The 14,470-nt window shown below is 53.8% G+C and carries 15 protein-coding genes; 14 read left to right on the forward strand and 1 reads right to left on the reverse strand.

Annotation, left to right across the window (positions count from 1 at the left end; genetic code table 11):
• Positions 1–35: 35 nt before the first annotated feature.
• Entirely contained in the window at positions 36–743 is a 708-nt protein-coding gene (gene flgA, locus ACSF8W_RS20155) for a flagellar basal body P-ring formation chaperone FlgA (RefSeq protein ID WP_500848927.1), read from the reverse strand.
• Positions 744–854: 111 nt separating this feature from the next.
• On the opposite strand from flgA, the gene flgB reads away from it, so the two are divergent.
• The 14 genes from flgB to fliD all read left to right on the forward strand — a co-directional run bounded on the left by flgB (position 855) and on the right by fliD (position 14,449).
• Positions 855–1,229, forward strand: coding sequence for a flagellar basal body rod protein FlgB (gene flgB, locus ACSF8W_RS20160; RefSeq protein WP_500848928.1), 375 nt, complete (start codon positions 855–857; stop codon positions 1,227–1,229).
• A 2-nt stretch (positions 1,230–1,231) separates the two neighbouring features.
• The gene (gene flgC, locus ACSF8W_RS20165) at positions 1,232–1,651 is read left to right on the forward strand and encodes a flagellar basal body rod protein FlgC (RefSeq protein WP_500848929.1); all 420 of its coding nucleotides are present in this window, start codon (positions 1,232–1,234) and stop codon (positions 1,649–1,651) included.
• Between the two features lie 9 nt (positions 1,652–1,660).
• Positions 1,661–2,338 (forward strand): flagellar hook capping FlgD N-terminal domain-containing protein, encoded by a 678-nt coding sequence (locus tag ACSF8W_RS20170; RefSeq protein ID WP_500848930.1) that lies wholly within the window; start codon positions 1,661–1,663, stop codon positions 2,336–2,338.
• A 25-nt stretch (positions 2,339–2,363) separates the two neighbouring features.
• On the forward strand, positions 2,364–3,572 hold the full coding sequence (gene flgE, locus ACSF8W_RS20175; RefSeq protein WP_500848931.1) for a flagellar hook protein FlgE: 1,209 nt from the start codon (positions 2,364–2,366) through the stop codon (positions 3,570–3,572).
• A 17-nt stretch (positions 3,573–3,589) separates the two neighbouring features.
• The gene (locus ACSF8W_RS20180) at positions 3,590–4,318 is read left to right on the forward strand and encodes a flagellar basal body rod protein FlgF (protein ID WP_500848932.1); all 729 of its coding nucleotides are present in this window, start codon (positions 3,590–3,592) and stop codon (positions 4,316–4,318) included.
• Positions 4,319–4,387: 69 nt separating this feature from the next.
• Positions 4,388–5,173, forward strand: a complete 786-nt coding sequence (gene flgG / locus ACSF8W_RS20185; RefSeq protein ID WP_500848933.1) for a flagellar basal-body rod protein FlgG — start codon at positions 4,388–4,390, stop codon at positions 5,171–5,173.
• 10 nt (positions 5,174–5,183) lie between these two features.
• Entirely contained in the window at positions 5,184–5,849 is a 666-nt protein-coding gene (gene flgH / locus ACSF8W_RS20190; RefSeq protein ID WP_500848934.1) for a flagellar basal body L-ring protein FlgH, read from the forward strand.
• Positions 5,834–6,955: a flagellar basal body P-ring protein FlgI gene (locus tag ACSF8W_RS20195; RefSeq protein ID WP_500848935.1), complete on the forward strand. Its 1,122-nt coding sequence runs from the start codon at positions 5,834–5,836 to the stop codon at positions 6,953–6,955. Before flgH ends, ACSF8W_RS20195 begins: the two co-directional genes overlap by 16 nt.
• A gap of 21 nt (positions 6,956–6,976) precedes the next feature.
• Positions 6,977–7,498 (forward strand): rod-binding protein, encoded by a 522-nt coding sequence (locus tag ACSF8W_RS20200; protein WP_500848936.1) that lies wholly within the window; start codon positions 6,977–6,979, stop codon positions 7,496–7,498.
• The gene (flgK, locus tag ACSF8W_RS20205; RefSeq protein ID WP_500848937.1) at positions 7,495–8,898 is read left to right on the forward strand and encodes a flagellar hook-associated protein FlgK; all 1,404 of its coding nucleotides are present in this window, start codon (positions 7,495–7,497) and stop codon (positions 8,896–8,898) included. Before ACSF8W_RS20200 ends, flgK begins: the two co-directional genes overlap by 4 nt.
• Before the next feature lie 12 nt (positions 8,899–8,910).
• Positions 8,911–9,840 carry a flagellar hook-associated protein FlgL gene (gene flgL / locus ACSF8W_RS20210; RefSeq protein ID WP_500848938.1) on the forward strand — a complete coding sequence of 310 codons (930 nt, stop codon included), beginning with the start codon at positions 8,911–8,913 and terminating at the stop codon, positions 9,838–9,840.
• Positions 9,841–9,874: 34 nt separating this feature from the next.
• Positions 9,875–10,972: a hypothetical protein gene (locus ACSF8W_RS20215; protein ID WP_500848939.1), complete on the forward strand. Its 1,098-nt coding sequence runs from the start codon at positions 9,875–9,877 to the stop codon at positions 10,970–10,972.
• A gap of 373 nt (positions 10,973–11,345) precedes the next feature.
• A complete protein-coding gene (locus ACSF8W_RS20220) occupies positions 11,346–12,644 on the forward strand; it encodes a flagellin N-terminal helical domain-containing protein (protein WP_500848940.1) in 1,299 nt (432 codons plus the stop codon).
• A gap of 242 nt (positions 12,645–12,886) precedes the next feature.
• Positions 12,887–14,449: a flagellar filament capping protein FliD gene (gene fliD / locus ACSF8W_RS20225; RefSeq protein WP_500848941.1), complete on the forward strand. Its 1,563-nt coding sequence runs from the start codon at positions 12,887–12,889 to the stop codon at positions 14,447–14,449.
• Positions 14,450–14,470: the final 21 nt, after the last annotated feature.

The raw sequence follows: 14,470 nt of genomic DNA on the forward strand, positions 1-14,470 counted from the left end.
AAATTACCGTCAAAAAAAGGATCCCGCTTTTCTGACTAAAATTGCGTCGTCACTGTGTGTGAAGACGCGATACTCGCCATGATCTTCTTGCCCGAGGAGAGATTGCGCACCCAAATCTTTTCCCCTAAATGCCCATTCTCGAGTGCAATCCCTTTCATGGTGGCCTGAAACCCCTGTCGTTTGGCGATGATGGTGATCACATCATCGCGGGCGATCAACTCTGCGGGTTCGATCATACGCGGTGTCAGCACCGTGCCCGGTTGGATTTTACGTCGGCTGTGCTGGCCAATGACCTGACTGGGTTGGGTGAAATAGCCCTGACGTAGATGACGTAAGCTGGTGCGGGTCCGCGTCAGGGCGTTCGCCGTCACGGGATCCCCCCGCCCGAGCTGGCGTGTGGTCGTGACCAGGGATAAGTAAATATCCACATCCGCATACGCGCGGGCCTTCCAATATTGCGGGCGCTGGCATTCCAGTAACACGCTCACGCGTCCGATCGGTTGCTCAGGATTATTAAGGCGTAGGGTGACGGGATGATCACAATCAGCCTCACCGGGCAGGGATCGTAGCTGGATCGTGATGTCTCGACTGCCGAGTGTTTTTGCATAGCGGCCAACCGTTTGTTGCAGATAGTGCTTAACCTGCTGCGAGAGCGAATCCGCCTGCGCGGGCAAGGCGGTACCGAGCAATGAGCACAGGACGATGGCCCGGCCGGTGTCCGAGCGGAAGCAGGGTTTCCGCACCGGGTGTTCATTCAGAATGGTCACTTATTAAGTCTTTGATTTTCAATTGAAATAAAGTTGGCATGAATAGTGTATAGAGTCACCCATTATGGTTCGGAATAGCAGACTCTGATGGCAATCAATTTTGAACAAGCATTGGGGGTACACCCTAATACATTGGCCTTTAGAACACAACGCGCCAAGGTCTTGGCGAGTAATCTTGCCAACGTCGATACCCCCCATTACAAAGCGCGGGATATCAGTTTTGATGAGGCCATGAAGCAGGCGGCCAGCACGTCGCGCCAGCAGCATATGGCGCGTCGCCAGCGACCGGATGAACACGCGTTGATGTACCGGGTTTCACAGCAACCTTCGCAAGATGGGAACACGGTGGAACTGGGGGTTGAGCAAGCGGAATTTGCAGGTAATGCCATGGCATTTGAAACCAGCATGAGCTTTCTCAATATGAAAATCAGCGGCCTGAAACAGGCCATTAATGGGCAGTAAGCATGTCTTTTTCCAGTATTTATGAAATTGCGGGTTCCGCAATGTCAGCACAAACCATCCGTCTGAATACCGTGGCGAGCAACATGGCGAATGCGGACGTGGTTTCTGGCTCAGAGCTTGACGGTTACCGTGCCAAGCGCCCGGTTTTTTCTACCGTGATGTTTGATTTAAATGGTGCCGTACCCGGGGCGAAAGTGCAGGTTGATGATGTGATTGAAAGCGATGAACCTTTGCGTCGTCGTTACGAACCACACCATCCGCAAGCCAATAAAGACGGTTACGTGTTCCATTCCACGGTGAACGTGGTGGAAGAAATGGCAGACATGATGGCCGCTTCGCGAAATTTTGAAACCAATGTGGATGTGATGAGTCGGGCGCGCAGTATGCAGCAAAGTATCTTGCGCCTTGGCCAGACAGGCTAGGAGTAGAGCATGAGCTTAGCGCAAATTAGAACCACGGCCCAATACAGCCAAGAGCAAGTTCGCACCGAGAACGAGCCGACCGTTAACGGCAATGGCACCGTTCCGAGCAGTAACGATTTTCTGACCATGATGGTCGCGCAAATCCAAAACCAAAACCCGCTTAACCCGACCGACGGTACCCAGTACCTGACCCAGCTCGGCATGATGTCTGCGGTGGAAAGTCTGGAAGGGGTCAAGATGGGCATGATGAACATGAACATCGGCATCACCAATCTAGAGATGCTGCAAGCGACGAATTTGGTCGGCAAAAAAGTGCTGATGGATGTCAAAGGCGAGCTGGATGTCAGCGAAGGCCAGACGCTAGAAGGCCGCGTGAAGTTTGATCAGGCTGTCGATAAAGCGACAGTGATGGTGTATGACGACAGCGGCGAGTTAGTCGACAAAATTGAGTTAGGGCCGCAGGGCGCGGGTATGGCGGAATTCACCATTGATGGTGATGAGCTGGGCACTGGCGAATACAGCTTTGAAGTGATGGCCGAAACCGGCGGTGAGGCGTGGTCACAGAAGATCATGATCGCGGCAGACGTTGAGTCGGTCAACATCCCGGCCGATGGCGGCGCCATCATGCTGAGTCTGAAAGGCGTAGGCGTTATGTCGATGTACGACATGCGTGAAATCACCGCTTAAATAATCACAAGAATAAGGAAGCATCATGTCAATTAATGTGGGTTTGAGCGGTTTGCGCGCCACCTCTGAACAAATGAACACCATCAGCCATAACATCGCCAACGTGGGCACCATTGGCTACAAATCATCACGTACCGAGTTTCAGGACATTTACGCCCCTGAATTTGGTGGCGGCCAGATGAACGGTGTGGAAGTGGCAGCCGTACGTCAAAGCTTTATGACGGGCACCACTACCCCGACGGGCCGTAACGGTGATCTCGCGATCAACGGTGAAGGCTTCTTCATGATCAACAGCAACGGTCAGGATTTGTTTACCCGTAATGGTGTATTCACGATGGATGCTGACGGTTACATCGTCAGCGGTGATGGCAGTCGTTTGCAAGGGTATGGCGTAACCGCAACGGGCACGCTGCAAACCGGCACCTTGTCTGATCTGCGTGTTGAAACCGGTGACATGCCATCCAAACAAACCGATAAAGCGGAATTGGGCATTAACTTGGATGCGAACGCTGCCATCACGGATGTGAAAGCCAGCCCGTTTGATCCGGAAGACCCCTCTACTTTTACTTCTAGCGCCACCACCACAGTGTTTGATTCGCTGGGGGGCGAGCATGAAGTGACGCAATACTTTGTGAAAACCGCCGATAACGAATGGCAAGTGCATGCTGTGGTGGACGGGGATGTTGACCAAAAAACGACGACCAGTCTGGCGTTTGATAGCGAAGGGCAATTAACCGCGCCGGATCCCGGTAGCCTGAGCGTCGCGTATACCCCAACTAACGGTGCAGGCGAGTTAGACATTGCATTCGACATTGGCGAAATGACCCAGTTCGGCAGTGATTTTTCTATCAATAAAAACACCCAAAATGGCCATGCGCCGGGTCAGGTTGCCGGTTGGTATTTTGACTCTGATGGCTCTGTTTACTCACGTTATTCTAACGGCGAAGTGAAGCAGCAAGGGCAAGTGGCACTGGCTCGCTTCCCGAATCAGGAAGGCTTGCAGCAGGCGGGCGGCACCGCATGGACACATACGTTTGCGTCGGGTTCTCCGTTGGTGGGCGCGCCGGGTACCGGTCAACTAGGCGCACTGCGTACCGGTATGTATGAAAACTCGAACGTGGATCTGACCAGTGAAATGGTGGGCTTGATGTCTGCACAGAGTAACTATCAGGCCAATGCCAAGACCATTCAGGTCGCACAGGAAATGACACAAATCCTGTTCCAGAACCTATAAGGCCGAGGCGTAATTAGATGGATAAGTTGCTGTTTACGGCCATGTCGGGCGCCAGCCGTACCATGCTGGCGCAACAAGTACACGCCAACAATCTGGCGAACGTGAACACCGCCGGTTTTCGTGCCGACATCGAACAGGCCGAAACGATCGACATCGAGGGCGACGGCTTACCGACCCGCTCGTTAGTTGCCGCACGCATGGGCGGAACCGATTTTTCCTCGGGCACTCTGCAGCATACCGATAACCCGTTTGATGTCGCGATCCGCGGCGAGGGGTTCTTTGCGGTGCAGGCATCGGAGTTTGATGAAGCCTATACCCGCAGTGGCAATTTCCACCTGACGGCGGATCGTGAATTGATGCTGGGGGATCGCCCGGTGATGGGCGTGGGCGGGCCGATTGTACTGCCGGAATATGAGCATGTGGATATCGGTAACGACGGTACGATTTCCGTTGTGCCGCTCGGCGGTGGCTTGGTGCAGGAAGTCGGGCGCCTGAAGTTGGTGAACCCAGAGAAACAAGCGTTGTTCAAGGCCGAAGATGGCCTGTTTCGCGTGATTGGCGCCAATGATGCTGACGCCGATGAGGCGGTGACTGTGGCCTCGGGGTATCAGGAAAGCAGCAACGTCAATGCGATTGATGCGCTCGTCACCAACATCTCGTTGTCTCGAAACTTTGAGTTTCAGATCAAGATGATGAAAACCGCCGGCGATTTAGCGTCAACCGGTAATCGAATTATCCGCACCTAACGCGGTTGTCACGTGATTTTCAGCAGCCGGTGTTTGCCTGCTGCTGTTTTTATTAAGGAGAAAGGGATTATGCATCCAGCGTTGTGGGTCAGTAAAACGGGTCTGGCAGCACAAGACACCCAGATGCAGGTTATTTCTAACAACCTGGCCAACGTCAACACCGTCGGTTTTAAGCAAGACCGTGCCGTGTTTGAAGATCTGTTTTATCAGATGAAGAAGCAGCCGGGCGCCATGGCGGATCAGCAAAATGAAGTGCCGGGCGGTTTGCAGTTAGGCAACGGTGTCAAAGTGATTGGCACCCAAAAGATGATGAAAACCGGCGCTTACCAAAATACGCAAGAAGCGATGGATTTGGCGATCATGGGTCAGGGTTTCTTTCAGGTTGAACTGCCTGATGGCAATACCGGTTATACCCGTAATGGCCAATTCCACCGCAATTCGGAAGGCGTATTGGTGACGGCGCAGGGCTTGCCGATGATCCCGAACATTGAAGTGCCAGAAAATGCCAAAACGTTTTCCGTGGGTACTGACGGCATGGTGACCATTACCACGCAAGACGACAGCATGCCGCAGGAATTGGGGCAGATTTCGTTGGTGAACTTTGCCAACCCATCAGGCTTGGAAGCGCTGGGCGGTAATATGTTCCGCGAAACGGGCTCTTCCGGTGCGGCCATTGAAGGGATTGGCGGTGAAGACGGCTTGGGTGCGATCAGCCAGCATACGCTGGAAGGCTCTAACGTCAGCGTAGTGGAAGAAATGGTGAACATGATCACCACCCAACGCGCGTATGAAATGAATGCCAAAGTGGTGTCCAGTGCCGATCAGATGCTGCAGTTTGTCAGCCAGTCAATGTAAGGAGTAGGGCATGCATAAACCGACGTGGCTACTGACGACAACCTTGTTGTTGTCTGGCTGTGTGGCCCCGGTTTCGGAGTTCATTGATAACCAACCGGAAGAAGAGGACATGGTCATGGCCTTCCCGAGTTATCACGTGGATCCGGATGGCAGCCTGTTCAGTGCCAACTACGGGATGGCGTTGTTTCAGGACCGCCGTGCATTTCGCATTGGTGACATTCTCACGGTGCAACTGGACGAGCAGACGCGCTCCAGCAAAAAAGCAGGCACCAGTTTTGGCAAGTCGAGCAGCATCAGCATGCCCGCTCCGACGCTGGGTGGCAAAGTCTATAACGACGCGTCCATCGGGGTGGATGCAGAGCGTGACTTTGCCGGTTCTGCCTCCAGCTCGCAGCAAAACTCGCTGTCGGGCAACATTACTGTGATGGTCACGGAAGTGCTGCCGAACGGTGTGCTGCGCGTGCGCGGCGAAAAATGGCTCAAGCTCAACCAAGGGAACGAATTCATTCGATTATCCGGCCTTGTGCGGGTGGATGATATCGATGGCGGTAACCGTGTGCCGTCGCAGCGTTTGGGGGATGCTCGGATCACTTACTCTGGCCGTGGTGCGCTGGCCAGTGCCAACGAAGCCGGCTGGCTATCGCGTTTCTTCAATACCTCATGGTTCCCAATCTAATGTTCAAAAAACTCTTTCTTGCCGCAGCGTTGACGTTGCTCCCTGCGGTTTCCACGGCACAGCCGCTGTTGAGCCTGGTGGATATTCAAGGGGTGCGCGAAAACCAGCTGGTGGGCTACGGTCTGGTAGTGGGCTTGAGTGGCACCGGGGATAAAAGCCAGACGAAATTCACCTCCCAATCGGTGAAAAACATGCTGAGCCAGTTCGGCGTTCAACTGGGTGCCCAAGATGATCCCAAGCTGAAAAACGTCGCCGCTGTGGCCGTCCATGCCACGTTGCCACCGTTAGCCAGTAAAGGGCAGGATCTGGATGTCACCGTCTCGTCGATTGGTGATGCCAAGAGCCTGCGCGGTGGCACCTTGCTGATGACACCGCTCAAAGGGGTGGATGGGCAAATTTATGCGATGGCGCAGGGCAACCTTGTGGTGGGCGGCGTGATGGCGGAAGGCAGCAGCGGCAGCGGGGTCACCATCAATATCCCGACCGCGGGTATCGTCCCGAATGGCGCCATCATTGAACGTGAGATCGTCTCCTCGTTTCAGTCCTCACCGGAATTGGTGTTGAACCTTAAAGAGCCGGGCTTTAATACCGCGCGTAATATTGAGCGGGCGATCAATGACTTGTTTGGTCCTGAGGTGGCGATGGCAGAAAGCCACGCGCGTATTCGCGTGCGTGCCCCGCATGACGCCAACCAACGCGTGACGTTTTTGGCGATGCTGGAAAACGTCGATGTTCAGGCGCAAAAGGCGCATAACCGCGTGGTGTTCAACTCCCGCACCGGCACCATTGTGGTGGGGCAGGATGTCAAAGTCCATACCGCCGCGGTCAGCCACGGTAACCTGACGGTCAGCGTGATGGAAAGCTACAACGTGAGCCAGCCAAATCCGTTTGGTCGTGGCAATACGACAGTAACACCAGAGTCCGATGTCAGCATCGATGAAGAGCGCGGCAAAGTGTTTATCTGGCCACAAAGTGAAGGCACCACGTCCTTGCAGACCATTGTGGATGCGGTGAACAGCCTGGGGGCGTCCCCGACCGATTTGATGTCGATATTGATTGCGCTGGACGAGGCTGGTTCCCTCGAAGGCGAGCTGATTGTGCTTTAAGGCAACGCATAGGTCACACCGATGAAAATAACAGAAAACGACACGCACACGGCCCTGTATAACGACATGGGCAGTCTGCACGCCATTAAAGCGAATCCGGATTCAGATCAGGCGTTGGCACAGGCGGCCGAACAGTTTGAAGCGGTCTTTTTGCAGACCGTGCTCAAACATATGCGTCAAGCCAGTGAAGCCTTGCAGGCTGACGAAGAAGACAACCCGTTTAACAGCCGCCAGCAGCAGTTCTACCGCTCGATGCACGACAGTCAGCTGGCGATGGAAATGAGCCGACAGAAGAGTGTGGGGATTGCCGACATGCTGGTGAAGCAATTAGGTCAGCACGAAGCATTTAAGCCCCAGTCCCAACTGGTCGCTATGACACAACAAGGCCCCGCGACGCTCGCCGCCAATAGCCCGACATTTACCCCCGTAAGCCGCCACGCTTATAGCCCAGCCCATTCGATGGATGCCGGGTTTGATTGGCAGGCGCCGGGGAGTACGTTGACTGAGCATCTCAACAACCTAGGTGATCCAGAAGAACTATGAGCTTAATTAATATTGGTTTATCCGGCATGAGTGCCGCCAATGCCGGGCTGTCGGTGACGGCCCATAACGTGACAAACGTCCTGACACCGGGTTACAGCCGCCAACGGGTAGGGTTTGGCGCTGAGGTCAGCGGCACGATGGGGGCCGGTGTGGGGGTCAGCAGCGTGGAGCGCATGGCGGATAACTACCTCAACCAGCAAATTTACAAGCAGCAGGGCTCATGGGGCTTCAATGCGATCAGCTCGCAGTACATGCAGAAAACCGAAACCCTGCTCAACAACGACAGCACCAGTATCAGCAAAGGGCTCGACCGCTTTTATGCCGCCCTGAGCGAAGCGTCAACCGCCCCACAAGACATCGCCCACCGCCAGACCATTCTGAGCCAGAGCAAGTCGATGGTGCAGCGCTTTAATAACCTGAGCAGCCAGTTAGACACACAGGCCAAGCAGGTTGATGGCCAGCTGACCGCTTCGATTTCTGAAGCCAATACCCTGATGGCCAGCATCGCCAGCATGAATGAGAGCATTCGTTCTGCCGGGGCGAACGGCCAGAACATGACCAGCTTGCTGGATTCGCGCGATGAAGCCGTGCGTCAGCTGTCGGGCATGATGGACGTGAACACCACCTACAACGATGACGGCACCGTGAGCCTGACGCTCGACAAAGGCCAGCCGTTAGTGACCGGTGACAGCGCCAGTCAGTTGAAAAAAGCCCAAGACGGCACTCTGACCGTCGTGCGTGGCAACAGCGAACTGGCGTTGGATGACAACCTGGGTGGCAGCATCGGCGGCCTGATGGCGTACCGTGATGGCGAGCTGAACGATCTGCAACATGAATTGGATGTGATGGCGTACAGCTTTGCCACCCAGTTCAATGACACCCACGCCAAAGGCTTTGATCTGAATGACAACCCGGGCGCAGCCATGTTTGGCGGTGTTGATTCGGTGGAAGGGGCGGCGAAAAATCTGACCCTGCTGATTGATGACCCGAAAGCCTTGGCCTTCTCTTCAGCGGCCGGTGAACCGGGTAACAGCGGGAACTTAGAAGCGCTGAACGATCTGCGTAACAGTGCCGTGAGTATTGATACCACCGGCATGGATCCCGATGTACTGGCGCAGTACCAGAACGCCATTGACCGCTTGGATGGCAAGTCCATTTACGACGGCTATACCGGCCTGAGCGGTGATTGGTCGATCAAAACCGCCCAGCTAGAAACCGATGCCAGCGCGAGTGAAGCATTGGTGAAACAGGCGCAAGGTGAGCGCGACAGCATTGCCGGTGTGCTGCTGGATGAAGAAGCGGCCAGCATCATGACTTATACCCAGATGTATCAGGCCAATGCGCAGGTGATTTCCACCGCGCAGCAGTTGTTTGATGTCACCTTGTCGATGTTCCGCTAACAGGAAAGCACTATGCGTTTAAGCACGTCACAACTGAATGATGTCATGCTGACCAGCATGCAAACCTCGACCACCGGGGTGAACAAAGCCTTTATCCAGCTCAACAGCGGCGAGAAAATGCTCAAGCCGTCTGATGATCCGTTGGGTTCGGTGCAGCTCATGATGCTCGATCGTGAACAAGCCACGATTGATCAGTTCCAGAAGAACATTTCCAACCTTACCGGGGAATTGGGCCAGCTGGAATCGCATTTGGATGGCAGCAATAACACGGTATTGCGCATTCAGGAGCTGGCGACCAGCGTGTTGAATGCCAGCAACTCGACCCAAGCCGGGCGCGAAGCGATTGCGACCGAACTGGATAACTTGTTGGATCAGTTGGTCGATACGGCCAACAGCAAATCTGCCAGCGGCGATTATTTGTTTGCTGGCACCATGACGGACACCCAGCCGGTCAGCCGCGATCCCGAGACCGGCAAATTTGTCTATCAGGGCAACAGCGAGCAGCGTGAGGTGCGCGTGGCCGAATCCATGACGATTCCGGCTAACCAGACGGCCGATACCTTGTTCTTCCAAGGTGGAGCTGGCGCCGAGGGAAGTGATATATTCAACACCTTGGATGAACTGGTCACCACCCTGCGTGATCCGTCGGTCTCTGGCGAGGCATTAACCGCCCAAGTGACGACGGCACAAGGCCATATTGATGACACGCTGACGGCGGTGAATCAGGTATGGACCGCAGTGGGTGGCGACATGAGTTCACTGGAGAGTGTAGGCGGTTCGCACGACGACAACAGCCTGCTCAATCAGAACCTGATCAGCGAAGTCAAAGATCTGGATTACAGTGAAGCGATTTTATCACTGAACACCCAGATGGCGGCGCTACAGGCATCGCAGATGACATACAGCAAGATCCAGAATCTGTCGTTATTCAACATGATGTAATCGTCAGATCGTCAACCATCGACGCGAGGCATTTTTGGTCAATCACATCGTATCCAGTACCAGTACACTGCGCAGTGGCGACAGTACCCAGCCCAACCGGATTGCGACCCAGCAACCGGTCGCGGCGGTGGCACGCGTCACCGAGAAGAAAGAGTCCGATGCCTCTTCCCGCAAATCCGCCCAGGGCCACTTGGCCTCGGGCAGTTTATTGGTACAAACCGCACGGGCCCACAGTCAGGTGGCACAAGCCGAGAGCGCGCAACAGGCGCTCAAGGAAGCCAGTAACCTGCTGGGGCAGTTGCGCACACTGGCGCGCCGTTCACTCAGCGCGCAAGAAAACAAAAAAGATCAACTGCAGCAATCACTGCATCAGCTGAAAGGCAAACTTACCCGTTTGACCCGCGAGGCCAAATACGACGGCCAACCGGTGCTGCACCACGATTTAACCCCCCGGTTAGACGGCGAGCAGCACAGCGAGCACTTCGGCATTAAAGGCATGCGCTTTAATACCTTGCGCCAGCAAGATGAAATTTTGCGCTTCCAGTTTGAAGACGGTCAACCGTCATCAGTGCGGGCCAAAGTGGAATCTCACATGTCGTTGGACGAAGTGGCGGACACCCTCAGCACCGCGTTTGCCCCCCGTGACATTCAGGTCAAGGCGGACAAATACGGTGACTTGGCATTTTCGGCCCCGAAAGCCGAATGGCCGTCGATCCGACGTGGGGTGTGGATGTCAGGCAGCGGGCAAATTTTACCGTCAGGCAATCCGGTGAAAGCCAAGCTGGAAAACCACGACAAAACGCAGGTTGAGCCTCAGCAGTTAGAATTTGGCAAACCGCAGTCCACCCGTAAGGCTTTGGCCGATATCGAGCGGATGTTGCAGAAAGTGTCGCAGTCACTGACGCACATCGACCAGCAACAGCAGGCCGTGGTCGATCAGCTGGCCGCCGTCACCCGCAGCCTGTCGATCAAAAGCGGCGTCATCAACAATGACGGCAGCATTGAAGCCAGCTGGCTGAAAGCGCCGGAAGACGTGTCATTGCAACTGATCGACAACGCCGTCCCGACCTTGCTAGCGCAAGCCAACGCCACCCGCCACAACGTGGTCGCGTTACTCGAACCAGCGTTGTAAGCGCGAAGGCAGGGGCGAGTCTGAAGGGACGAGGTTCGAGTAAGAGCAGAAAGGGGAAACCGTTTCTGCTCTTTGCGTTTTTCTCGTTCCTTTAGACTCGGCACTCGTCCCTGTTCTTCGTTTTTTCTCGCCACTTCAAACTCGCCACGCGTCACTGCTTTCCCGCCCCTGCTCCTCCGCTCTTCCTCGTCCCTCTAGACTCGAACCTCGCCCCTTTTTCCTGTGATCCCCCTCCCTTTTGCGAGTGACATTAAAAAAACTGCAAAAAAAGAGTTAAGTAACTCGCAAAGGTGGTCGTTGGTTGTGGATAGAACCTTTTTAAGCCCCGGCGACTATTGCCCGGCGCTATTATCCCGAATAGAGGAATGCCCCTATGTCTATGACTATCAACACCAACTTTGCATCAATGAATGCACAGCGTAACTTAACCGGTACACAAGGCTCTCTGAACACGTCACTACAGCGTCTGTCGACGGGTCTACGTATCAACAGCGCAAAAGACGACTCTGCGGGCCTGCAGATCGCGAACCGTATGGACTCTCAGGTTAACGGCCTGAAAGTGGCGCAGCGTAACGCCAACGACGGTATCTCTATGTCGCAAACGGCAGAAGGTGCACTGCAGGAATTCACTAACATTCTTCAGCGCCAGCGTGACCTGTCTGTACAGGCGAAAAACGGTACCAACTCAGATTCAGACCGTGCTGCTCTAGACAAAGAATTTAAAGCGCTGACCAAAGAGCTAGACCGCATTGTGGACACCACGACATACGGTAAGGGCGAGAAGTTGTTTGATAAGTTGGGTACCGGTGTCGATTTCCAAGTGGGTGCAGACACAAATGTTAAAACATTTGCAGCTGCTGATGTAGGTGCAGGTAAGCTTTCTGCTGATGATGTTAAGAATGCCGTTGAATCTGGCTTGAGTGAGCTAGGTCTGGATACCTCAGAAGCAAGCCTTAAGAAACTGGATTCTTTGAATAAAACACTGGTGGAGCTTGATAAGTTGGCTGGTACAACTGAAGGGGCTGAAGTTGATATCACTGCTCTAGGTGCGACAGATAAAGCAGGAGTTGAAGCTCTAATTAATGACCTCGGTATTAACGCCACAGTAGCTGATGGCGCTGCAGGTAAAGTGAAGCTGAAGCTTGATGCTGCTGGTGATGCGGGTGAAGTTGATAAAGTAAAAGCGCTAGCTGATGCCGTAACAGCCAATGTTGATACAACAACAGGCAAACTAAAAGATATTACTCAGGGCGAAGACTTGACAGCTCTGCATACTGCAATGACTGGTCTTGGTAAAGAGCTAAAAAGCCTAGATCCAAACGTAATCAGCGTGAAGCTGGATAGCACTTCATTAAGCACTGATTCATTGTCTGCTGGCATCACTGATGCAGCTAAAGCCGGTGATGCAATGAACAACATCGACAAAATGATCGATGCCGTTGGCGCTGTACGTGCTGATCTGGGTGCAACGCAGAACCGCTTCCAGTCTACCATCAACAACCTGGGCAACATCGCAGAAAACATGTCTGTGGCGAAAGGTCGTATTATGGATGCAGACATCGCGGCAGAATCTGCCAACATGACCAAGCAGAACACCATGATGCAAGCGGGTATCACGGTACTGTCTCAAGCAAACCAGATGCCAAGCATGGTGTCTCAGCTTCTACGTTAATCGACGCGCTATACACATAGCATGATTCGATGATGCATACCGAGCGGAAGTATTACTTCCGCTCGTTTTGTATCTGACCCTCTTAAATACCCTTTAATCCGCTGAAAACCATCCATCTACGTCTCAAAATCATAAAAATAGATTGGTATGTTTTTTGCTTATTACCCCTATTACCCCAAGGTCCATGGGCGCTTGCAGCACATTATTCGCTTGCTCGGCCGAGGTATAACAGGAGACACCATATGTTTATGACAGGTATTGGTTCGGGCATTGATTTCAACTCAATGATCGAAGTGATTGTTGCCTCCGAGCGGGCACCGAAAGACAACCAACTCAACCGCCAGGAAGGCATGAATACGGCTGAAATGGACGCGCTGAAAGAAATTCAGAACACCATTAACAGCTTCCGTGACACGGTCGAAGATCTGAACTCCGTGAACGAGTTGAACAAACTCAAAGCGGAGCTGAGTAACAGTGAGACGCTCGGTGTGGCGGTCGGTGCGGGCGCGGTTGCTGGTGAATATAACTTTGAAGTGATCGATCTTGCGCAAGCACAGCGTGATCAGCTGATTTCACTGGGCAAAGACAGCTACCTCAAGAGTGGCAAGGTCGGCTTTACCGCTGGCGGAAAAACGGTCGAGGTCGATATCGCGGCCTTAGCCACCAAGCTGGAAGGCGAGCAGGCCACCAAGAAGGCGGAACATGAAACCCGCACGCTGGATAACATTGCCAAAGAATTCGATATTGATAAGAGCGAAGCGGGTTGGGAAGACAAAGCCAAAGATATTCTGACGAACAAAGACAACAAAGATTTTGACCAGAAGCGTCTGGATACCTTCAACGAAGGCCAGAAAAGCTATGACGATAAAATCGCTCGCTTGAAAAATGACGGCGTCTCGCTGGAAGAAGTGCAGGTGGCCATCAATAACCATCCGGACAACGAGGGCGTGAAAGCCACCTTGGTACGCAGTGGCGACAATGTCAGCTTGGTGCTCAATGCCAATGAGACCGGCGCCGCGAACGGCTTTACCGTCACCAGCGTGCCTGCGGCGGGGGATGTGAATGCGACAGGCACCCTTGCGGGCGGGCATGAAACGCTGCAAGCAGGTCAAGATGCCAAAGTGATGTTCGGCACCATGGAGCTGACGTCGAGCTCCAACAAAATGGAAAACGTGATTGACGGTATTACGTTGACCCTGAAAGAGCCGGGCACCGTGAACGTCAATATCGCGCGCGATGAAGCGGGCGTGAAAGACACGGTGAAGAAGTTCATCGACAGTTACAACAAGGTGATGGAAACCGTTAACACCTACACCAAATCGAGTGAAGACGGCGCTGCCGCTTTGTCGGGCGATGCCGGTGTACGTTCGATGGTGACGCGCTTGCGCGAAGTGATTTCGGCGGAGTACAGCGCCTCCACGCTGGAAACCTTGTCGCAGCTGGGGATCACCACCACGGTGAGCGGCACGCTGGAAATCGACGCCGATAAAATGGACAAGGCGCTGGAAGAGAACTTCGACGAAATCGCCAACCTGTTCATGGGCAATCCACTGGATGACACCCAACCGGGCATGATGGACAAGATGCTGACGGTATTGGATGACTACCACAAGAACGGTGGTTTGTTCGATATCCGCCAAGACCGCTTGGAACTCGACAATGAGCGCATTGGTGATGAGCGTGCTCAGCTGGATGAACGCATGGAAGCCAAATCGATTTCCCTGCGTGACTACTACGCCAAGATGGACAGCCAAATTGCCCAGATGAACCAAACCCAAAACATGATGATCAGCATGCTGATGTAAGCAGGCTGAATGAACCGGGCC

The sequence above is a fragment of the Photobacterium sp. 270122K genome (assembly GCF_059941365.1).

What these genes read in the sequence shown, in the direction of transcription:
- flgB (WP_500848928.1), top strand. Translation starts at nt 855, where the DNA reads ATGGCAATCAATTTTGAACAAGCATTGGGGGTACACCCTAATACATTG.
- flgC (WP_500848929.1), top strand. Translation starts at nt 1,232, where the DNA reads ATGTCTTTTTCCAGTATTTATGAAATTGCGGGTTCCGCAATGTCAGCA.
- ACSF8W_RS20170 (WP_500848930.1), top strand. Translation starts at nt 1,661, where the DNA reads ATGAGCTTAGCGCAAATTAGAACCACGGCCCAATACAGCCAAGAGCAA.
- flgE (WP_500848931.1), top strand. Translation starts at nt 2,364, where the DNA reads ATGTCAATTAATGTGGGTTTGAGCGGTTTGCGCGCCACCTCTGAACAA.
- ACSF8W_RS20180 (WP_500848932.1), top strand. Translation starts at nt 3,590, where the DNA reads ATGGATAAGTTGCTGTTTACGGCCATGTCGGGCGCCAGCCGTACCATG.
- flgG (WP_500848933.1), top strand. Translation starts at nt 4,388, where the DNA reads ATGCATCCAGCGTTGTGGGTCAGTAAAACGGGTCTGGCAGCACAAGAC.
- flgH (WP_500848934.1), top strand. Translation starts at nt 5,184, where the DNA reads ATGCATAAACCGACGTGGCTACTGACGACAACCTTGTTGTTGTCTGGC.
- ACSF8W_RS20195 (WP_500848935.1), top strand. Translation starts at nt 5,834, where the DNA reads ATGGTTCCCAATCTAATGTTCAAAAAACTCTTTCTTGCCGCAGCGTTG.
- ACSF8W_RS20200 (WP_500848936.1), top strand. Translation starts at nt 6,977, where the DNA reads ATGAAAATAACAGAAAACGACACGCACACGGCCCTGTATAACGACATG.
- flgK (WP_500848937.1), top strand. Translation starts at nt 7,495, where the DNA reads ATGAGCTTAATTAATATTGGTTTATCCGGCATGAGTGCCGCCAATGCC.
- flgL (WP_500848938.1), top strand. Translation starts at nt 8,911, where the DNA reads ATGCGTTTAAGCACGTCACAACTGAATGATGTCATGCTGACCAGCATG.
- ACSF8W_RS20220 (WP_500848940.1), top strand. Translation starts at nt 11,346, where the DNA reads ATGTCTATGACTATCAACACCAACTTTGCATCAATGAATGCACAGCGT.
- fliD (WP_500848941.1), top strand. Translation starts at nt 12,887, where the DNA reads ATGTTTATGACAGGTATTGGTTCGGGCATTGATTTCAACTCAATGATC.